The 22409-nt window shown below is 37.2% G+C and carries 16 protein-coding genes; 3 read left to right on the forward strand and 13 right to left on the reverse strand.

The features are described from left to right. Positions 1 to 6: 6 nt before the first annotated feature. The 5 genes from GOQ16_RS10670 to GOQ16_RS10690 form a co-directional block, all read right to left on the reverse strand. Positions 7 to 1560 (reverse strand): Rne/Rng family ribonuclease, encoded by a 1554-nt coding sequence (locus GOQ16_RS10670; protein WP_160069266.1) that lies wholly within the window; start codon positions 1558 to 1560, stop codon positions 7 to 9. Between the two features lie 304 nt (positions 1561 to 1864). Next, positions 1865 to 2701 carry a tetratricopeptide repeat protein gene (locus GOQ16_RS10675; protein ID WP_160069267.1) on the reverse strand — a complete coding sequence of 279 codons (837 nt, stop codon included), beginning with the start codon at positions 2699 to 2701 and terminating at the stop codon, positions 1865 to 1867. A gap of 14 nt (positions 2702 to 2715) precedes the next feature. Further along, complete coding sequence (locus GOQ16_RS10680) at positions 2716 to 3009, reverse strand: HU family DNA-binding protein (protein ID WP_132777778.1); 294 nt, start codon at positions 3007 to 3009, stop codon at positions 2716 to 2718. 201 nt (positions 3010 to 3210) lie between these two features. Then, the gene (locus tag GOQ16_RS10685; protein ID WP_160069268.1) at positions 3211 to 4275 is read right to left on the reverse strand and encodes an aminotransferase class I/II-fold pyridoxal phosphate-dependent enzyme; all 1065 of its coding nucleotides are present in this window, start codon (positions 4273 to 4275) and stop codon (positions 3211 to 3213) included. A gap of 48 nt (positions 4276 to 4323) precedes the next feature. Then, a complete protein-coding gene (locus GOQ16_RS10690; RefSeq protein ID WP_160069269.1) occupies positions 4324 to 4782 on the reverse strand; it encodes a hypothetical protein in 459 nt (152 codons plus the stop codon). 325 nt (positions 4783 to 5107) lie between these two features. Between GOQ16_RS10690 and GOQ16_RS10695 the strand changes: the two genes are divergently transcribed. Genes GOQ16_RS10695 through GOQ16_RS10705 form a run of 3 tightly spaced genes read left to right on the forward strand, consistent with a single transcriptional unit; the run spans position 5108 to position 11079 of the window. Continuing rightward, positions 5108 to 8266 carry a SusC/RagA family TonB-linked outer membrane protein gene (locus tag GOQ16_RS10695; protein ID WP_160069270.1) on the forward strand — a complete coding sequence of 1053 codons (3159 nt, stop codon included), beginning with the start codon at positions 5108 to 5110 and terminating at the stop codon, positions 8264 to 8266. Positions 8267 to 8274: 8 nt separating this feature from the next. Continuing rightward, positions 8275 to 10107: a RagB/SusD family nutrient uptake outer membrane protein gene (locus GOQ16_RS10700; RefSeq protein ID WP_160069271.1), complete on the forward strand. Its 1833-nt coding sequence runs from the start codon at positions 8275 to 8277 to the stop codon at positions 10105 to 10107. A 12-nt stretch (positions 10108 to 10119) separates the two neighbouring features. Further along, a complete protein-coding gene (locus GOQ16_RS10705) occupies positions 10120 to 11079 on the forward strand; it encodes a discoidin domain-containing protein (protein WP_160069272.1) in 960 nt (319 codons plus the stop codon). A 201-nt stretch (positions 11080 to 11280) separates the two neighbouring features. Here the strand turns inward: GOQ16_RS10705 and GOQ16_RS10710 are convergent, their stop codons facing one another. From GOQ16_RS10710 to GOQ16_RS10745, 8 genes are all read right to left on the reverse strand, one after another. Next, positions 11281 to 12288, reverse strand: a complete 1008-nt coding sequence (locus GOQ16_RS10710) for a LacI family DNA-binding transcriptional regulator (RefSeq protein ID WP_160069273.1) — start codon at positions 12286 to 12288, stop codon at positions 11281 to 11283. A gap of 125 nt (positions 12289 to 12413) precedes the next feature. Beyond that, on the reverse strand, positions 12414 to 13817 hold the full coding sequence (gene uxaC, locus GOQ16_RS10715) for a glucuronate isomerase (RefSeq protein WP_160069274.1): 1404 nt from the start codon (positions 13815 to 13817) through the stop codon (positions 12414 to 12416). Between the two features lie 13 nt (positions 13818 to 13830). Continuing rightward, the gene (locus GOQ16_RS10720; RefSeq protein WP_160069275.1) at positions 13831 to 15480 is read right to left on the reverse strand and encodes a UxaA family hydrolase; all 1650 of its coding nucleotides are present in this window, start codon (positions 15478 to 15480) and stop codon (positions 13831 to 13833) included. Continuing rightward, entirely contained in the window at positions 15481 to 16887 is a 1407-nt protein-coding gene (locus tag GOQ16_RS10725; protein WP_160069276.1) for a tagaturonate reductase, read from the reverse strand. A 12-nt stretch (positions 16888 to 16899) separates the two neighbouring features. Beyond that, the gene (gene pelA / locus GOQ16_RS10730; protein WP_160069277.1) at positions 16900 to 17832 is read right to left on the reverse strand and encodes a pectate lyase; all 933 of its coding nucleotides are present in this window, start codon (positions 17830 to 17832) and stop codon (positions 16900 to 16902) included. Positions 17833 to 17933: 101 nt separating this feature from the next. Next, the gene (locus GOQ16_RS10735; protein WP_160069278.1) at positions 17934 to 19838 is read right to left on the reverse strand and encodes a glycoside hydrolase family 88/105 protein; all 1905 of its coding nucleotides are present in this window, start codon (positions 19836 to 19838) and stop codon (positions 17934 to 17936) included. Positions 19839 to 19844: 6 nt separating this feature from the next. Continuing rightward, complete coding sequence (locus tag GOQ16_RS10740) at positions 19845 to 21518, reverse strand: glycoside hydrolase family 28 protein (RefSeq protein ID WP_160069279.1); 1674 nt, start codon at positions 21516 to 21518, stop codon at positions 19845 to 19847. Between the two features lie 91 nt (positions 21519 to 21609). Continuing rightward, positions 21610 to 22347 (reverse strand): rhamnogalacturonan acetylesterase, encoded by a 738-nt coding sequence (locus GOQ16_RS10745; protein WP_160069280.1) that lies wholly within the window; start codon positions 22345 to 22347, stop codon positions 21610 to 21612. Positions 22348 to 22409 lie beyond the last annotated feature (62 nt).

The following is a 22409-nucleotide window of genomic DNA, read 5'->3' on the forward strand; positions in this document are numbered from 1 at the left end:
TTCATCTTATAACTTAATTTCTTCATCTTTCTGATTATAGAAATGAAATTCTGTCAAGAAATACGCTGGAATAGATTTTACTTTAATCCATTTACCGTACTTGAAGAACCATTTCAATCGACGAGAGACAAGACCAGACGTAATGTAGGCGCCCATATAAGGATGCACACATAGTGTTACTCCTTTTTCGTTTTGTTCCTCTAGGATAAAACTCAAGTTATTTTCTATATCGTCAAATAATACGACGCTTGATCTTATTTCACCCGTACCATCACAAGCAGGACATTTTTCATTAGTCACTACACTCATTTCTGGACGCACACGCTGGCGTGTGATTTGTACCAAGCCAAATTTACTTGGTGGCAAAATAGTATGACGAGCTCTGTCCTCGTTCATACATTCTTTCAGGAATGTATACAGATCTTTACGATTCTGCGGCTTGTGCATATCAATGAAATCGATGACCACAATACCACCCATATCGCGTAAACGCAGTTGACGAGCAATCTCGCGCGCTGCTTCTTTGTTTACTAAGAGTGCATTATCTTCCTGATTTTCTTTACTTGCAATACGGTTACCACTATTTACGTCTATGACGTGCAAAGCCTCGGTATGTTCGATAACAAGGTAAGCACCCCCCTGCAAATTCACCGTCTTGCCGAAAGACGCCTTAATCTGTTTTTCAACGCCAAAATGTTCGAAAATAGGCTCTTTGTGTTTATACAATTTGACTATTTTCTCCAATTCTGGTGAGATCTCCTGTACATATGATTTTACTTCCTCATATATAGAAGAGTCATTGACATGAATGTGTGTAAACTCATCTGTCAAAATATCTCGTAGAATGGTAGAAGCTCTATCCATTTCCCCCAAAATCTTTTGTGGAGGCTCTACGTTTTTAAGGCGTTTGGTAAATAATTCCCATTTCGCGATCAAGTCTAAAAGGTCTTTTTGAAGTTCTTCTACTCCTTTACCTTCCGATACAGTACGAATAATAACACCAAAATTTGCTGGTTTAATACTCTCAACGATCTTTTTAAGACGTGTACGCTCGGCACTAGCTTTGATTTTTTTGGAAATGGAAACCGAACTTGAAAATGGCACTAACACAACAAATCGACCTGCTATAGACAGATCCGAACTCAATCGAGGACCTTTTGTTGAGATAGGCTCTTTAGCTATCTGCACCGGTATCATGATGTTACGACTTAGTACATCTGATATTTTGCCGGCTTTATCGATATCTTTTTCAAGTTTCAGACTATTCAGCAGATTCTCTTGATAACTGCCATTCTTTACTACTCGCGTAAGCTTAAGTAAGGATTGCACCTGAGGTCCCAAATCAAGGTAATGCAAGAAAGCATCTTTGTCGTAGCCTACATCTACGAATGCTGCATTTAGTCCTGGCATAATCTTTTTGATACGGCCGAGATAGATATCTCCTACCGAAAAATGACTGCCAGCCTGTTCCTTGTTTAGTTCGACAAGCTGCTTATCCTGTAGTAAAGCAATAGTCACTCCATTCTCAGGAGTCGAATCGATAATTAATTCCTTTACCAACAGCTACTCAAATTTTGGGATATTGACGCCTCGCGCTTCAATATTAACTCCCGTTGTACATAAAAAACTTGTTTAATGAAAAAATACAATCTATGAATATAACCGAAGTTTTTCATAGATTGTATATTGTCTTTTTGAGATTGAATAAATCTTAGAAGACTACTAACAAGAACTATTTTTTCTTGTGTCTATTTTTTCTTAAACGTTTTTTACGCTTGTGAGTAGCCATTTTGTGTCTTTTTCTTTTTTTTCCGCTTGGCATAGCTTAATGTTTTTAAATAATGTTAAAAAATTCTGTTAATTATTATTTACTCAATGCTTCTATCTGACGATCAATGTATTGAGATAGGGTCGGATCAGCAGCCAGCTCTTTACTTTTGTTGAAAGCGGCTATAGCTTCTGATTTTTGACCAATTTTTTCGTAAGCTGTAGCTAAATAGAAATACGATTCAGCATCAGCTTTTATTTCTATGACAGTCTTAAAACGGTCGATCGCACGATCAAACTGTCCTGACTGCATTGAAAACAAACCTAAAGTTTTGTTAGCATCTAAGTTTTTTGGTTCAGCTTGTACCACTTCACGCAATAAAGCAATACCCGCCATTGGATTGTTTGAGCCCGTCACCAAAGAAGCCCCTAAGCCCGTTTTCGCGGACAAACTATTTGGATCGATCTCAATAGCTTTCTCATACGATTCAATAGCCAATTTGTTCAACGCTGACGCTAATGCCGTGTCTTGTTGATTGGTATATCCCGTACGAAAAGCGTCTCCAGACTTCACCCAATACTCTAATGTTGGAGTTGCTTCCGCCATTTCTTTGTAAATGAAACCTTGCGGAATTGGTTTAGCCAAATCTTCCCACTTATTAGCTAACGACTGCAACAAAGAAACTTTCTCTTCACCATCTGCTTTTTCCACTTCTTGCTCGATAGCTGAAATTTCTTGAGATAATGAAGCATTAATTCCTTGTTTTGCTAATTCTGAAACACTCTTCAAATTATACATTGAAGATGATTCATCTGCAGCAGCAGTAGTATTTTGCTCTTGCTTATCTACCAAACCCTTAATAGGCTGCGCCAATAACGCACCTATCATCACTACAACGATCACGACAACAACTATTTGTTTGGTATTAAGCATACAGCGAATTTAAATTATTTTTTTACTTTATTACCATTTTTTACCTTTTCTACAAAAACTTTTGCAGGTTTAAAACTAGGCACGAAGTGCTCAGGGATAATAATAGCTGTATTTTTTGAGATATTACGCGCAGTTTTTTCCGCTCTTTTTTTCACAACGAAACTTCCAAAACCTCTTACGTACACGTTTTCACCCTCAATCATCGCATTTTTAACAACTTTGAAGAACGCCTCAACCGTTTCTTGTACATCAACCTTCTCTAGACCAGTCTTGGTAGAGATTTCTGCAATAATTTCTGCTTTAGTCATATCTATATTCTGTAATAATTTATTTCTCCACTACCCCCATTTGGGGTTGCAAAATTATCGTTTTTATATGATGATTAAAAATATTTTAGCTTATTTATCTAACATATTTTTTTCATAATCAAACGATTAAGCATATAACTTATCCCTACCTTATCGAAAATAGTCCGCAAATCTACAATTATTTAGTTGATTTTCAAACTATTATTGCACATATGAATGTAAAACCTCCGATAACTTAAGGATGTCAGCTCGGGAATGCAAAGCAGATATAACTATACGATTTAACAAGGGACTAGCCGGCAATGGATATGGAAAGCTAGATATGAGTATATTATTTTTGTACAGATAGCGGTATAAATTAGAGTCAGTTGATGTAAAAACTGGAAAACCTTGCACACTACTAAGCATCAGCTTTGTATTTTGAAGCGACTCGAAATATCTAATATTCTCCTGCAAACGCCCATATGCCTCTTCATAAATAACTTGACTTTTTGTCAATGCATATATACTAGCAGGCGAACTTGGTGAGGCTCCCATAAATATTGGTGATTTTTTAACACTAGAAATGATTTCTTTAGAACCAAGCACAAGACCAGCGTCTGTACCCAATCCTTTTGCAAGTGAAGCAACTGCAACAATTTGAATATTACCACGACCTGAAAGAGCACTAACGTTTGCTGCAATATCATTTTTAGTTACGACAGCTAATCCATGCGAATCATCTAGTATTAAAATAATATTCTTCGAGGAATCAATTAAAGAGAGGTATGTAAAATCATACAATTCGGGTCTAAGATTATCAATAGCATTTGCAATGATTACAAAGTCTGTGTCTGCTGAACTGTTGATCTCGTCCACAACTTTGACTAGCCATTCTTGGAAATCTTCGGCTAAAGTTGATGGTTTATCCGCAATCCACAAAGCAGGATGTGAATCTGGAGCATAATAAACTTTGCCACGGGTGGTGAGACTTTTGACTGTAGCCTGCGCAGCTAAATAGCCGCTAGAAAACAAAGCTGCATCTTCATATCCAAATCTAGAGGATAAATGCTTCTCTGCCTCATCATATATTCCCAGCTGCACATTATTGGATCGAGAAGTACCGTTGTTTAAACCATACTTCTTAATCCCTTCAAAAACCAAATTTTGGTAATCTTCATTTACTAATAGCCCAAGATAAGCTGTTCCGCCAAAAAATAAATATTCCTGTTGATCAATATTAATCGTACGATTTGTTGGTTGATGCAGATTTCTAAATGAAGTCATTTATGGTTTGTATTAATTCACAAATGTAATCATTCAGCAAGGTTAAGACTAATGCAAATGATAATTGAATGGGATGTTAATTCCCACGGAAAAATTAAAACCTTTTATAGGCGGAAGATTGCTTTTTTGCTTCAATTCAAATCCGTAACCCGCAGCAAATTCCACGATATTAAAAATTCCAAACCCCAATTTCGGTGTAAGCGTATATGGCGTTACTTCTGCTTTTATTAATGGCCAAACACCCTTAGCGCTCAAATAGTATGTCACACCTAGCTCTGGGATGAAATGAGCCTTTTTATCAGCAAAAGTCATATTTGCACCCGCATCAAATCTCAAATAATTCGCGTACCCCAGATCAGTCAACCCCCATAAAGACGCTTTGACAAAGTGCTTGTCTTGGTACTGGTATCCAATTGACGGCCCAATAATCCATTTTGACTTATTCACTTCCTGCGCTTTAGCGAAAATTGATAGCATCGCAAATAATAAAACTGTGAATATTCTCATAGAGCAATGTAGTTTATTTTATTTAAATATACGAAAGAGTTTTACACTACATAAAATCAAAAACCCCACATCAGCACACTAGAAAACAGCTCGTTGTAGGGTTCCGTTGATTTTAACAAATAATTTTAAGAACACTACCACTCAATAGAATTAAACTTTACTATAACAACAATAGTTTAACGAAAAAACTTATAATAAAAGTTCGATTGTTAAAATTTGTTAAAATAGAACAATCGTTTGCGTATTGTTATTCCAAAATTACTTTGTAATTTACTATTATGTAATTAAAAACCAATGTAATTACAGTTAAATTATACTCTATTTTATGAAAAAACTTAAACCATTAAAGTACCCTTGGGCAAATATGGGTAAAATTTCGCCTATGTGGGGTAGAGGCACAATCGTTGCTTTGCTAATTTGCCAGCTACCACCTAGCAATTCTTACTCATTTGAGTATTCATTAAAAATGGAAAACCACTTCCTGTTTCAACAGAAAAAGTTATACACAGGAACAGTTAAGGATGTTGATGGCAACATTTTACAAGGTGTGAGTATCTCGCTAAAAGACCAAAAAAACGCTCTAACATCAACCGATATTAATGGGCGTTTTGTTGTCGAAATTCCAACAAACTCGACTTTAGTTTTCAGACTCGTAGGCTATGTACCACAAGAACTTCAAGTAGGAGCAGATCAAAATGATATTTCGGTTACACTTATTGAAGACACCGAAGGGATAGACGAGGTAGTTGTTGTAGGTTTTGGAACACAAAAAAAGGCGAGTAATGTAGGCTCGCAATCAACCATTAAGAGGGCTGAGTTAAAAGTACCTGTGGCAAACTTATCCACAGCGATTGCAGGCCGTCTCGCGGGTGTAGTAGCTACTCAGCGTAGTGGCGGTCCAGGTAGTGGTGGTGCCAATTTATTTGTACGTGGTGTTGCAACATTTGCAAGTTCTCCACAGTCACCCTTATTAATTGTGGACGGTGTACCAGATCGTGATATAAATAATATTGACCCAGAAGATATCGAAAGCTTTACTATACTTAAAGATGCAACAGCAACAGCAGTATACGGTACTAGAGGTGCAAATGGTGTCATAATTATCAACACGCGCAAAGGTAAAGCGGGTAAACCTAGCATATCTGCAGAAGTACAGCAAGGCATTACGGGATTTACATATTTACCGGAATTTGTGGATGGCCCAACATTTATGGAACTTTTTAATGAAGGTTTGACAATGCGTGGTAAGAATGCATTTTATGATCCTGATAGAATTGAAAAGCATAGATCAGGTGAAGATCCAGATTTGTACCCAAATGTGGATTGGTACAAAGAATTATTTACTAATAACGCTACAAATAATAGAGCTAATGTGAATATAACAGGAGGTGCAGATGTTGCCAATTATTACCTTTCACTTGGTTATTACAATGAGACTGGACAATTCAATACAACTGATATAGAGACATACAACTCTGCGCTTAAAGAAAATCGCTTTAATTTCACGAGTAATTTAACTGTCAATGTCACCTCTAAGACCAAAATCGATTTTGGATTAAATGGCTACTTGAAAAATTTTAATGAGCCTGCGCGCGGAAGAGACAATATATTTGCCCTAGCAACACAGGCTTCACCACATATCGTTCCAGTACAATATTCTGACGGATCATGGTCATTTGTAAGAGGTGCAACAGAAAATCCATATAAAGCGCTTACCCAATCTGGTATTAACAACAGATATGATAATGTGGTACGTTCGAATCTAAGATTGACGCAAAATCTTGATATGGTTACACAGGGTTTAAGTACCAGTGGATTATTTGCATTTGATGTATTTGGCCAGACCACGTTATCAAGAAGTAGAAATTTACCTTCTTATTTTGCTGAAGGGCGAGATACCGAGGGTAATTTAATTTTAACCAATACAGATACTGGCTCACCAGATTTGAGTTTCGGCCTACAAAGATCTTCTACAAGAAGATTATACACAGAAGCTTCATTAAATTACGGTCGTGAATTTGGTGTGCATGATGTTGGTGGTCTACTACTTTTTAATCAATCAGACTTTTCTGACGCACGTCCTGAAGTTGACACCTATCAAGAAGCTATTCCTTATAGGAATCGTAATTTAGTGGGTAGAGCTACCTATGCTTATGATAGAAAGTATTTATTTGAAAGCAACTTTTCTTATTCAGGCTCTGACAACTTTACTCCTAATAACCGATTTGGATTATTTTCATCCATTGGTTTAGGTTGGGTTGTTTCAAACGAAGCCTTCTTCGAATCTGCGAAAGACTACATCCAACATTTAAAACTTAGATATTCTTACGGTAGCTCAGGTAACTCGAATACTAATGATAGATTTTTATTCTTAACGAGATATACGCAGTCTGGTGGTGGATATAATTTTGGTTTACCTGGATCACAAAGAGGCTATACGGGTTATGCTGAATCCTTATTACGAGGAGATGTGACGTGGGAAACATCTTACAGACATAATGTCGGTATAGAGTTCAATTTGTTTAACAATAATCTACAAGTCATCGCAGAATTATTTAAAGAAGATCGTAATGGAATTTTGATGCGCGGCTTAGATATACCATACGTTTCGGGTTACAATTCAGGTAACGTACCGTATAAAAATATTGGTGAGACTGCAAACAAAGGTATTGACTTGACGCTCGAGTATAATAAGCAAATGACCAATGGATTTTTCATGGCAAGAAGTACAATGAATTACAACTCCAACCGTGTAGTTAAAGATAATTTGCCGCCGTGGGCATTCCCATATTTAGATCGTGAAGGACATCGTATTTCACAACGATTTGGATATATCGATCAAGGATTATTTAAAAGCGATGAAGAAATAGCTAATTCAGCGACACAAGCTGGAGATGTACGCGTAGGTGATATTCGTTATAAAGATTTAAATGGTGATGGAATCATTAACTCAAATGATCAAACAGCGATTGGATACGGTGCTACACCATTACTTACTTACGGTATTACTTTAGGCGGTGGTTACAAAGGATTTGACATCAGTCTATTCTTCCAAGGTGCTGGTATGGTTGACTTGAATTATTCAAGTGGATTTTCTGTTACACCATTCTCTCAAGGAGCGACATATGGTAATATGTATTCTACGCTATTAGACCGTTGGGATCCTAACAATCCGGATCATAAAACACTTTATCCACGTCTTTCAACGAACGAAACCGTAACAACAAACTACTACACAAGCACTTGGTGGATTAATAGAGCCGACTATTTAAGACTTAAACAAGCTGAATTTGGTTACAATTTTGAGAATAAATCTTGGCTTTCTCGCATAGGAGTTGCTAAGATGCGTCTTTACACGAATGGAACTAACTTATTTACAATTTCGAATTGGGATTTTTGGGACCCAGAAATGGGAGACGGAAGAGGTACAGCTTATCCTATTACACGAGTATACAATGTAGGTTTAAGACTAAATTTTAAATAAGAAATATTATGAAATTTAAATATAAGAAATTAAAAATAGCATTGTTATTAGGTATAGCAACGCTAACAATAAACAACAGTTGCAACGATAAATTCTTTGATGCACAGCCGGATAACTTATTGAATATTGAAACAATCTTTTCTAACCGCGTACAGACTGAGAATTATTGGGGAGGATTATATTCACCTATTCCTGATATTTGGGATCAACCTTACACATTCTATTTTTCAGCCATTACAGACGAATTAGACATATCCAATTGGCAAGAATTTGCACAGAATTCGGGCGCGCTTTCTGCCGATAATGTCAATACATCCTATGTAAACTATTACAATAAAATCAGACAATGTCAGATTTTCATCGATAACGTGGATAAATGTGAGGAATTGCTATTGGCAGAAAATGGCGCTACGCTTGTCAAACAGTACAAAGCAGAAGCGAGATTCCTAAGAGCTTATTATTATTGGTTAGTAATGAAAATGCATGGCCCAATAGTCATTTTACCAATGAATGTTGATGAGGCTGCAGCTGATAATTATCAAATCCCTAGAAGTTCTTGGGATGAAAGTGTAGCATTTGTATTGGGCTTAATAGATGAAGCAATGGTTGACTTACCTGTAGAACACTACCAAGCCAATACGACTACGCCTGACGGAACACAGTTAGGTCGAATAAACAGAATGGTGGCTGAAGCAGTTAAATCGGAGATAACACTTTTCCATGCTAGTCCGCTATACAATGGAAATACTGATTTATCAAATTGGAAAAACCTTGATGGCAAACAATTAATCAATCCGACCTATGAGGCTGGCCGCTGGAAAGCTGCAGCTACACAAGCAAAAGCTGCTATAGATCTTGCTGTTGCAAATGGAAAAGATTTATTTGTAAAAAATGGAGAAAATGCTTTTGAAACAGGGTTTCTTTCTACTAGAGATGTATTTTGGGATGGCTATCAAAAAGAAGGTATATGGATTAGACCTAATACACAACGAGAACAGTGGGAACGACACGCTGCACCAAGAGCTGTAGTAGGTACGCCATATAATGGATTGGCTGCCGTACAGGAATTAGTTGATGATTTTCGCATGTCTGATGGCCAAGCGATCAATCAAAGTGGTAGTTACAATGAAAATACATATGTAAATACAACAACTAAATATTATGTATCAGGAACTAATACCATGTATACAGGTCGTGAGCCAAGATTTTATTCTTACATCACATTTAATGGATCAATCATACCTGGTGTTGCCAAATCTGGAATGACGCGTGTTGAATATTATTCGACAGGAAATTCTGGTAAAAATGGTGCACCTCGTGACTGGCCAAAAACAGGATACACAGCAAGGAAGAATTTACATCCTAATTATGGGTTCAACCCATCGACAGTGACAAATAGGGTCGCGATGCTTATACGTTTGTCAGAACTATATCTTAATTATGCAGAAGCATTAAATGAAGCTGAACCAAATAACCCAGATGTATTAATCTATCTGAATAAAGTCCGCACAAGAGCAGGAATTCCTGCCCTAGCATCAGGTCTATCTCAAGCACAAGTGCGTGAAAGTATTCGTTTAGAAAGAAGACTGGAATTATGTTTTGAAGGAAAACGTTACTTCGACGTGAGGAGATGGAAAGTTGCCGATAAAGAAGGGTACTATCAAGGGGGTGCAATTACGGGCATGGATACCTCAAAAGGAACTTCATTAAGTGATCCAGCATTTCACACTAGAGTCGTAGCAGTTGTAAGAGCAGAATGGAATGACAAAAACTATTTCATGCCTTGGCATCAAATGGAGATTGACCGTAATAAAGCTCTAGTACAAATCCCAGGTTATTAATCTTTGTAAATTATGAAAAAAATCAATAAATCATTATTTGTATTAGGATTAGGTATTGCTACATTATTTGGATGCAAGGAAGATGTACCTACCTATGAGCAGTTGAATGATACGCGCGATCAAGCTTGGCTAAGTGTTCAAAAAGCAGCCAATGGACAACAGGACTTAGTTTTATTTCCGCAAATACAGGAACGTAAAGACGTATTTAGAGTGAATTATGGTGGTGTAGGATATCCATCTGAAGACCTAAGTATTACATTCGTTCAAGATCAAAAAGCTTTGGATAGCGTAAATAGAATACGTCAAGTTGGAGGGCTAGAACCCTACCTTCCTTTTCCCGCAGGATCGTATAGTTTAGATAAAAGTAGTGTGAATATACAAGCAGGAACAACAGGATCTGATTTTATCACGTTGACATACAAACCCGAACAATTCGATTTGACTAAAGAATACATGTTGGCATTAACGGCAACGAACAGCCAAGGGTATACTTTTAGACCAGGAAGTAGTACGATATTATATTATGCCGCTGTAGTTGAGAAACCACATGCTAAATCTAAATGGACAGCAAAAGTATCTACAATTCACACAGGAGAGTCAATCGGTACGCCAGGCGCTATCATTGATGGCAATATTACTACATTTTGGCATACGCCTTATGGAGCAGGATCTCCAAATTACCCACATTGGGCGGAGATTGACTTCGGAGAAGAACTCTATGCTACTAAAATAGGCATTACCAAGAGACAAGCGAATTCCACTGGATTCAAAACTTTTGATATTTTAGGTAGTCAAGATGGTACGACTTGGATCACTTTAGCATCTAATCAAGTCATGGAACAGTTTAATGACGATATGCAAGTCTTCGAAATTGCGCCACAGTATTTGAAAAAAATCAAGCTAGATCTAAAAAACTCCTTTGGAGGTCAAAATTACACCCACTTAGCAGAAGTTGAGGTAATTGGATATTAAACGTTGATATTATCGGAAAGATTAATTCTTCAATATTGACACTTTTAATAAAGAACTACTAACATCGAATTGATAATAATAATTTTTTCCAAACCAATTAATTAACAAAAAATGCCAGATACAACATTTTGTTTATCTGGCATTAATTCCCATTATTTAAGTTCTTTAAAAACGTATAGACTTGAGCAACTATAATGCCAATTACTTATCGACAATTTCAATCGGAAGCATTATGGTTTCGTAATCTTCAATTGGGTATTTGGCTTCAATTTGTGCAATTAACAACCGAGCCGCTTTCTCACCCATTTCTATAGCAGGTTGTTTGACTGCTGTAATTGGCGGATTAAAAATATCAACAACTTTGGAATTTGTAAATCCGATAATTTTATGTGCATGCGACAGCGCACTATCCATTCTATTTAAAGCCTGCAAATAACCAGTAGTGAGTCTATCACCAGAGATAAAAATCCCATCATATTGATAATCTTTTAAATCTTGGATAGCATCTTCAATCTCTTTGCCGTCTGCACCACCATGCTGGCAATATTTTACTGCTTGTTCTTCAAATGGGAAACCATTGGATTTAAGTCCTTTTTTAAACCCTTCTAATCGTTCTCGGTTTGTAGAGAGATTTTGATTTCCAGTTATATGCGCAATTCTCCGGCATCCTTTCTTTACTAAGAACTCTACCGCATCTGAGCCACCTTTCGTGTTGTCCGCGATTACTTTATGCGTATCAAAATTTTCAGGTACTCGGTCAAAAAAAACAATAGGGAATCCACTATTCACCAATTGTTGTAAGTAAGGGGTTTCGTCAGATTCTGCCGAAAGAGTCATCAAAAGACCGTCTACAGAACGCATAAACAAATGCTCTACCAATAATTTTTCTTGTTTTGCAGATTCATGTGATTGGGTTATGACAACTTGGTAATTCTTTTCATAAGCGACAGATTCAATCCCTTCTATTACTTGAGAAAAAAAGTTATTAGAGATCTCACTAACTATAACACCAATCGTATTGCTTTTCCTCTCCTTTAAACTTCTAGCGATTGGATTGACTTGAAAGTTAACTTGCTGTGCATAAGCCAAAACCCTTTTTTTCGTTTCTTCGCTTATTTCGTAACTATCTCTGAGCGCTCTCGAAACGGTTGAAGTAGACAAATTGAGCGCTTTAGCAATATCCTTTAGGGTAAATTTTTCGAAAGACATAATCAGGTAATTTAGGTAAGTATACCCAAATTATTTCAAAAAGAAAAGTAGTAAGGGCAAATCATTGCCCTTACTAATTAAATTAGAATTGTCTAAAACCGATGTTTCAAGTTGTTAATTCACTATTATTTGAAGTGAAAATATTCTTTTGCGTTAGTGTAACTAATGTCTTGAACTAGCTTTCCTACCCATTCTATATCGTTTGGTAATTCGCCATTTTCTATATCTTGTCCGAAAATATCACACAATATTCTTCGGAAATACTCGTGTCTTGGGAATGACAAAAATGATCTTGAATCAGTCAACATACCGACCATACGACTCAATAAACCCATGTTAGATAATGTATTGATTTGTTTGGTCATCCCGTCTTTTTGATCCAAAAACCACCATGCTGAACCAAATTGTACCTTACCCGCAACAGTACCATCATTGAAATTCCCAATCATGGTAGCCATCAATTCATTATCCGCTGGATTCAGGTTGTATAAAATCGTCTTAGTCAACTTATCTTGGTTATCTAGACGGTTTAAAAACTTAGATAATGCTCTAGCTTGGCTAAAATCGCCGATAGAATCGTATCCTGTATCAGGTCCATTAGCGCGCAACATACGTGCATTATTATTGCGCAATGCGCCTAAATGATATTGTTGTACCCAACCTTTTTCGTGATCCCACTCCGCAAAATAAACCAACATTGCTGATTTGAACTGTAGGTTTTCTTGGTATGAAATATTCTGATTAGAACGAATTTTATTAAAAATCTCTGCTATTTGTGCTTCAGTATAATCTTCTGCATAAATTTGTTCAAGACCATGATCCGATACAGAACAGCCGTTTGCTGCAAAGAAATCATGTCTTTCTTTCAGCGCGTTTAAGTAATCTTGCAATGAACCTATAGACTTATTCACGACAGCTTCGAGCTGATTGATATACGCATTTAAAGCTTGTATATCATCCGAATTCATGGCTTTGTCTGGACGAAATGCAGGAAGCATCTTAAAGGATTCATTTTCTAATGCGAATTTTTGATGAAATTCCAGGTTATCGATAGGATCATCGGTCGTACACACTACCTCCACATTCATCATCTTCAAAAGACCTCGAACCGAGAATGCTGGTGTAGCCAATTTTTCGGATGTTTGCTCCCAAATTGCTTCCGCAGTTTTAGGACTCAATAAATCCTGAATTCCGAAGTAACGCTGTAATTCCAAATGCGTCCAATGATAAAGTGGATTTCGCATAGTGAAAGGAACAGTTTCCGCCCATTTCAAGAATTTATCTTTATCCGAAGCATCACCCGTAATGTATTTTTCATTTACACCGTTTGTGCGCATTGCACGCCATTTATAGTGATCTCCATGCAACCATACTTGTGTAATATTTTCAAATTGGGTATTGTTAGCGATCTGCTCAGGAATTAAGTGATTATGGTAATCAATAATCGGCATCGCTTTGGAATAGTTGTGGTACAAATCCTGCGCTGTAGCGGTTTGCAACAAAAAATTCTCGTCTAAAAATTTTCTCATAACAGTTTATATTTTATAAGCTAACCCCTCTTTTCCAAGGGATAAAATCATCTTGATTTAACAATACAGCTTTCGGAGTTACCTCACCACTAGCTGCTTTAATACAGTATTCCAAAATCTCTTCCCCCATTTCTTCAATGGTTTTCTCTCCCTCAATTACAGGTCCTGTATTAATGTCAATGATATCGGACATTCTTCTAGTAAGTTCGTTGTTTGTAGCGACTTTAATAACTGGACAAATTGGATTACCAGTAGGTGTACCAAGACCCGTTGTAAACAGAATTAACGTAGCCCCAGAAGCTGCTTTACCAGTGGTCGCCTCAACATCATTTCCAGGCGTACATACCAGATTTAGACCATTCTTAGTAGCTTCTTCTGTATAATCCAATACATCTACCACAGGTGATGTGCCCCCTTTCTTGGCAGCACCATTGCTTTTGATTGCATCCGTAATAAGTCCATCACGTATATTTCCAGGCGAAGGATTCATGTGAAACCCTGAACCTACACGTTCTGCAGAATCACTGTAAGCTTGCATAAGTTTAATAAACTTTTGCGAAGCAGAAGGATCAATTGTTCGGTCTATTAAATTTTGTTCCGCTCCACAGAGCTCTGGAAATTCGGCTAATAAGACTTTACCACCCAAAGCAATCAATAAATCTGACGCATAGCCTACTGCAGGATTTGCAGATATGCCACTGAAGCCATCACTACCGCCACATTTCACGCCTAAGGTTAACTTACTTAAAGGAACATCCTGACGTTTAAATTGATTAATATTGGTTAATCCCTCAAAAGTTTTCTTAATTGCCTCCTTCACCATATCTTCCTCACTCACAGACTTCTGCTGTTCGAAAGTGTACAATGGTTTATTAAAAATAGGATTTCTTAATTTAATCTCATCTAATAATTCCTGCAATTGCAAATTTTGACATCCTAAGCTCAGAATCGTAATACCCGCTACATTTGGATGATCTGCATACGCTGCCAAAAGCTTTCCAAGAACCGCAGCATCTTGTCTGATACCTCCGCAACCGCCCTGATGGTTCAAAAACTTGATACCATCAACATTTTCAAACACCCGATTTTTTGAATTAATTGTCGTGTTTAAAGATTCAAGAGATGAACTTTCAAGATCTTTTCCTTCTTGATACGCTTTCAGCAATTCAGCTGCATATGATTTATATTTATCCGTAACTGAATAACCCAATACATCATACAAAGCCTCTTTTATGACATCGAGATTTCGGTTTTCGCAAAATACCGTAGGGATAAATAGCCAATAATTCGCAGTGCCCACACGTCCATCTTCACGCAAATAGCCTTTGAAAGTACGATTTGTAAACCTAGTCACATCAGGTGCGGCCCATTCACCTTGCGCATATGGTCTAAATTCATATGGCTCTACAGCGTGCTTAGTATTATCTGTTGACATTCGCACTCCCTGCTGTACAGGAAATTGCACTTTACCCACCAACACACCGTACATCAGCACCTCTTCTCCTTGTTGCATATCTTGCATAAAAAACTTATGCTTTGCGGGGATATCTTCTTTTAAAATATATGATATGCCGTCATATACCACTTGCTCACCTTTACTTAAATCCTTCAGTGCGACAAGCACATTATCCTGAGGATGTATTCGTAATACTTTTGCTTTCATTTATACGATTTGTGCTATAGCTTTTAAAACACCTTGGTTAGCCATGTTTTCTAAATTGGCGTTTATTTGATTTACAAAATCAGGATACGCAGTCAAATCCTGCTCCCATAATTCTTTATCTTGAATCAGTTCATCCGTTGATTTACCCTCACTTTCAGCGTGCATTTTTAGGAATGACGCAATACCAAAAGCCATATAATGCGGTGTAGTATCGTGCTTTGCATACCATTTAGCTAAAAGTGGAATGCATCGCATGGCGATTTTAGAACTGTAATTCATAGCAATAGCAGTCCACTGGTGATCCAAGAAAGGATTACTAAATCTATCTATCACACTATTAGAAAACTCATTCACTTCCTGTGCCGGAATCTCTTCACTTGTAATAGAAGGCCCGATTTCTATTTCCATGAGGTTCTTCACATAATTCTTAAATACATCATCTTGCATCGCTTCTTTTACAGTTTGAAAACCTGCCAATAGCGCTGCAGCACAACTGAATGTATGTGTAGCATTTAACAAACGTAATTTTATCTCCTTATATTTGTTAATAGAAGGTACGATACGCACACTGGAATCTATCTGTGCAAATGAAAGTTTTTCGATGACACGATCAGAGCTCGATTCTATCGCCCATAAGCTGAATGGCTCAGCCATAATCATCAAGTTATCTTTATAGCCAAGGATTTGTTCTACAACTTCCTGATCTTTCGACGGCAATTTGCCCGGTACTATACGATCTACCAAAGTATTGCAGAAATCATTTGCTTCTAACAACCAATTTTTGAAAGCTTCGCCAAGTTGATTTTTTTCAGCTAAAGTCAGTACTATGTCTTTTAATTTTTTGCCATTATCCGTAATCAATTCTGTAGGCAAGATCACTAAGCCTTTAGATACATCTCCACCAAAAACTGCATAACGATGATAAAGAATACCTAATAATTTGCCTGGAAATGACGAAGGTGGATTATCAGAAACCTTATCCTCACTTAGCACAATTCCAACTTCGGTTGTATTGCTTATGATAATTTCCAAATCAGGACTTGCGGCAATTTTCAAAATCTCAGCCCAATCCGGTGATGCTTCTATCACACGAGAGATAGCATTGTTAACAGCGTATTCTTCAATCACACGCCCATCTTGTATCCCCTTATTGCAAAGCGTGAATAAGCCATTTTGATTTACAAAATCATCAATAGAACCGTTTGGTGTTGATTTAACGACCGCAACACGTCCTTGAAACACTCGTTGTTTGTTTGCTTTATCGATGTAATAATCAGGCAATCCACGTAACAAGACACCCGTTCCAAATTGTAAAACCTTCTCAGGATATTCAAATGAAACAGACGTAGGCAGTTCTAAATTTTCAGTAGATATGTCTTGAAGTATATCAGTAGACAAGATTTTCATTTAGTATATTTCTTATTTTTTAGAATTAATTGACTTTAACCATTTGGGGTAATTGTTTTTCAACAAATTGACTGGCCATTCCCCATACCAAGAATATCCGTTTTTTCGTTCTTCGGATATTTCATCAAGATTGTAATGTACAGTATCATCTCGATCACCAAATACAGGCTTATTGGTACCAATTTCATAAAAACGACTCCAAACAACAGCCTCATCGTCAGGCACTAGTCTTCTCACTATTTTTCCTTTCGCGTCACTAGAGGTTTCGTATCTAAATCCTTGTATTTTTACCTTATTGAACCAGGATATTGCACTTTCAATAGCTTTAACAATTTCATCAGTCGGTTCTTCCTTCATCAAAAATCTAACAATACCTACTGACTCACTAGCAGCTAAAGATACAGGCTCAAACTTGCGCGCTTGGGCGGGTCTCAAATTTTCATCATATTGGGCAGCCCAAACCGTTAACTCATTTTCTACACGAACTTGTGCCTTCAAAATACATTCGACACCTTTTTGAACAGCTCGCTGAGCTTTTTCACTGAGATCATCTGGAATAAAATCGTACACATCTTCGGCCTTTGCTACATTGCGTAAAAGCTCAAGCACGTTAATCATTGCATTATCATTGAATGTGATTTGACTTCTATACCCCTTTGTGTCTGGAAAATATTGTGGAAATCCTCCATTGTCGTATTGCGCTGATAGTAAATAATTAATACCCCTTATTACCGCCTGTTTGTATTCCTTCTTTGAGGTCTTTTGAAATCCTTCCGCCAGTGCTTCAATTTCTTGCGTTGTAGCTTTATTATCTATAGTTGCTAATCGCTCTTCTTTTGGAATAATCTTTAAAATATCTTTTGAAAGTTTCTTGTTATAATCTACCGCTGTACCATTTGTATAATGCTTTGACCACCCGCCATTTGGCAATTGATAGACCAACATATTATCCCAAATGCTATTCTCATTTGACGCTGTTTTTTGCCCCAAGCAAGAGCAAAATATTAGCAGGCAGGCCGATAGACTATATAGAAACTTTATCCGCATTATCTAGTTTGTTTAATCAGCCACTTCACTAATTCGTGTGCCGCTGAAAAGTTTTGAAAATCATTTGGCAGCTTTCTTCCATCAACATATTCATTGTAAAGCCAAGGGTCTCCAACAGCAAATACAGTTCCTTTACCGTATTTAGCTATTGCCATAAGTGTGTCGCTACCATCAGTTACAAGCGCTTTCGCTGGTTTTAAAACTTGTATTGTAGAAATTTCTTTTAAATAAAGCTTAGATGTAGTTTTAAAAATTTCATTAGGACTTAGCATCACTGCACCTTGTTCAAAATTGCGACCTTGTACTTTGTTTCGACTATCCGCATTAAACTTAATTCCGAATTTCGTACTCAGAAGATTGATCTTATCCAAATCACAGTTTCCTTGATCATTCAACAATAAAACAAGAACTCCCCCCTTTTTTACCCATTCGGCAACTTCATTTGATTGCTGCGTATCCATGTAATTAGGATTCGGAGTATCCTTTTCATTGTCTGGATCTACTATAATGTATACATCTGAATTTTTAAGATTTGCTGCATTAGGCTTATCGCTTAAAGTTGACAATGTAGCTCCATAGCTCTCAAATACATTGCCTAAAATATAAAACCCATTAAAATCCTGACCATCCCATAAATAATGGTAAGGTTTCTTTAAACCCGGAACGAATTCTTTGTATTCATTATTGTAAAAATTGTCTATAGTAACACGAGCAGATTTACCAATTGCTGTACGCTTTTTTAACTTTTCGTATTCAATATCTGCCAGCATAAATGGCCCTACACCTTTTGGATCGTTGCTGATGACAGGCTCACTCATGTAATACTCAAAACTACCATCTCTGTAATTTTTGCTCCCTCCTAACCCCGAAACCGCAACGATTTTATTTAAATTAATATGTGTCGGTGATACCTCTTCAACAAATACTTTTAACAATCCTGCATGTGCCTTTCCAACATTCTTAAGGTATTTTTTATCCAAATAACCTTTACGCAAGCCTTTTGCCATTGCATATGTAAACATACTTGATGCAGAACCTTCGTGGTAATTTCCTTCTCTATGAGGTAGATCCACAATATCGTACCAAACACCTGTTTTTGGATCTTGGTATTTTGCTACAGCTTCAATCGTTCTTTGAAGTATAGCAACAATCTTTGGGTGTCCAGGATGTGAAGTAGGGAAATAGTCCAATACATCCACTAAAGCAAACGCAAACCAGCCCATTCCTCTTCCCCAAAAATGTGGTGACACACCAGTTTTCGGATTGGACCATCGCTCTTTACGTGATTCATCCCAGCCATGATACAATAGTCCTGTTTTGGGGTCTTTAGCATTTTTTTCCATCCACACGAATTGGTTGACAATATCATCATACAATTCTGGCTTGTCCATCAAATCCGCGTATTCGGTCAAAAAAGGTTGTGCCATATACAAACCGTCTAACCACATTTGATTTGGATATACCTTTTTATGCCAAAAGCCACCTTCATTCGTACGTGGATGAGATTGCATCTGCGCAAAAAGACGATGAGATGCATTTAAGTACTTCTTGTCTCCTGTAGCCTTGAAAAGTGCGAGTAATATTTTGCCGTTTTTGATATGATCAATATTGTACTCTTCAGCAGAATAATTCAGAATATTTCCCTCCTTATCGACATACTTGTCCATCCATTCTTTTACAAAAGAGAAATAAGTACCATTTGCTGTAGTACGCCAAACCTCGATCACACCTTCCAAAGGAACACCCCAATCATACGTCCACTTCAGACCTTTGTTTGTCGTAAACTTAGAATCTATCACAACCTTATCCATAGCCGTATTGGTCATGCGTTCGTAATATGGTTTTTGGGCGAAGCTAAGGTAACCCACAAATAAAAGTCCAACAGCTGCTATAAGTTTTTTCATATCAGATTACATAGTAAGTGCTTTGGATGTCGCACCGCGATCAAATGCACTTTTAGTTTTTACGTCCTTAAAATTCGTTCCAGTCGCACGGATATTTTTGGATTCACTTCCCGATACACGCATCAGCAATTCAACAGGACTCATCGGTGTCAACTTATCAAACGTAATACCCTCACTATCTACCACCTGAACCAATGGATTTGTATTTTCAGTATTTACACGTACATTCTTTAATGAAATATTGGTCGATGCTATAATCTCAATTCCTTTGTTTGCTTGGATATTTATGTTTTCTAATGAGACATTCTTTACGTGCATTTCTGGAAGTCCACGGAAGAAAATTCCTTTATCTGCTCCGTTTACATGTACATTTTTAATCGTAAAATTTTTAAATTGAGGCGTCTCCTCGGTAACTGGAAGTTTCACCACTTTTATTGGCTCTTTCTCATCACCCAAAAGCGGTATTGGATCCACAGCTTCATAGTACATATCAAAAAGAATAGCTTCCCCTGGGATACCAACCATATTGATATTCTTTATAAAAATATTTTCAACTACACCTCCACGGCCTCTTTTTGTTTTGAAACGAAGCCCAATATCTGTTCCAATAAATGAACAATCTTCTACCCAAATGTTGCGTGCTCCACCACTCATCTCACTGCCAATCACAAAACCGCCATGTGCATGATAGACCACGGAGCGACGTATAATCACATTTTCTGTAGGCATTGCACGATCACGCCCTGCTTTGTCTCTTCCGGATTTGATACAGATTCCATCATCACCCACGTCGAAAGTACAATCTTCTACCAATACATTTTTGCATGATTCTATATCCACACCATCCCCATTCTGAGCATACCAAGGATTCCGAACCAATACATCACGCAATATCACATCCTCACACATCAGTGGATGTAAGTTCCACGCTGCAGAGTTCTGAATCGTCACGCCTTCGATTAATACTCGTTTACACTGTGTGAAAACCAATAAATTTGGTCTTAAAAAGTCTTTTACATCTAAAAAATCTTCTTTGGTAACACCAGGTTTTATGGTTCCACTTCTATTTTCCAAAGCACCTTTTAACGAGCCTTCTGAAGGATACCAAATCTTAGCTTTCTCATCTACCACACCACCTGAAGCCAACAATTTCTTCCACTGCGAATCCGTCATTTTATTGCGCTTGACCATTCGCCACACACCGCCATTTCCGTCGATAATACCCTTACCTGTGATGGCAATATTCTCTAGATTTTTACCAGAAATAGGATTTTGATTACGCCAAGCTGGCTGTCCTTCCCAATTCGATTCTACTAGTTTGTAATCGTCAAATTTGTCAGAAAACAAAAGAATTGCTTCTCTGGAAACATGCAAGTTTACATTGCTTTTCATTTCAATAGGACCCGTAAGCCATAGCCCTGCAGGCACTAATACCACACCTCCACCACGTTGACTTATAGTCGTGATAGCTTTATTGATAGCCTCAGAATTTAAAAATTGGCCATCGCCTTTAGCACCAAAACTGGAAATATTAACCGTATCAGCCCGAAAAGATGTTGCCTTAATTATAGGCTGTTGGGGCTCATGAATCTGGGCTTTTGCCGAAAAACCAGCTAATAAACAAATTGTCGTGCTCCATATAGCACCGGATCCTTTAAATAAATTCTTAAGTATCATCATATATTTTAGTATTGGTTATCGCGAACAACAATTTTACGTTCTTAAAATCTTAATCGAAAGAACATTCTATGCAAACGTTGTCAATCTGCTACTATTTCAAATAGCTACTTAACGCTATTTTTTGTGTTTTTAATTCCCTTGCTACTAGCTCCGCAATTCGCTTTGCCCCAACTTCATTGAGGTGCGTGTTATCCGTCACACCTTCTGGATAATTCACATGCCCATTTTCCAAATGAAGAAACAATTTTTTTGAAGACTCCTCCCCAAGTTCAGAAAGCAATTCATTGCTCACCTTGCGCATATCAATGCAAGGAACCTTGACTTTTTGAGCAAGTGCACAGGCAATATTTCCATAATCGCCGTGTGTATCTTGTAATTTGCCTTCATCAAATTTGCGTCTAGCAATTGGAGTAAGTAATATGGGAAAAGCATTTTTTGCTTTGACTAATTCAACATATTCTCGAAGATTCGCTTCAAATTGTTCTAGTGTCACACCAACATTAGGTTTATCAACTTTTTCATCATTATGACCAAATTGGATAAACACATAATCTCCAGCTTTTAAATTTTCATACACTTCTTTCCATAAACCTTCATTTTTGAATGATTTAGTACTTCGGCCGTTTTTAGCATGATTTTTTACCACAACTTCTTCTTTAAAAAAAGAAGCAAACGGCATTCCCCATCCTGTTTCAGGATGTTTGTTTTGCGATTTAATAGCCATTGTAGAATCTCCTATCATCCACACGGTTATATGACGCTTTTCAGCAAAACCAAAAAATATTAAAAAAGATACGATAGCAACACTAACGTAAATTATGCTTTTCATTAACGGTAAATTTTAAAACCTAATTTACCATCAATAAGCTAGTATTCAATGAAATAAATGCG

The organism is Sphingobacterium bovisgrunnientis, assembly GCF_009829085.1.
Classification (GTDB): domain Bacteria; phylum Bacteroidota; class Bacteroidia; order Sphingobacteriales; family Sphingobacteriaceae; genus Sphingobacterium; species Sphingobacterium bovisgrunnientis.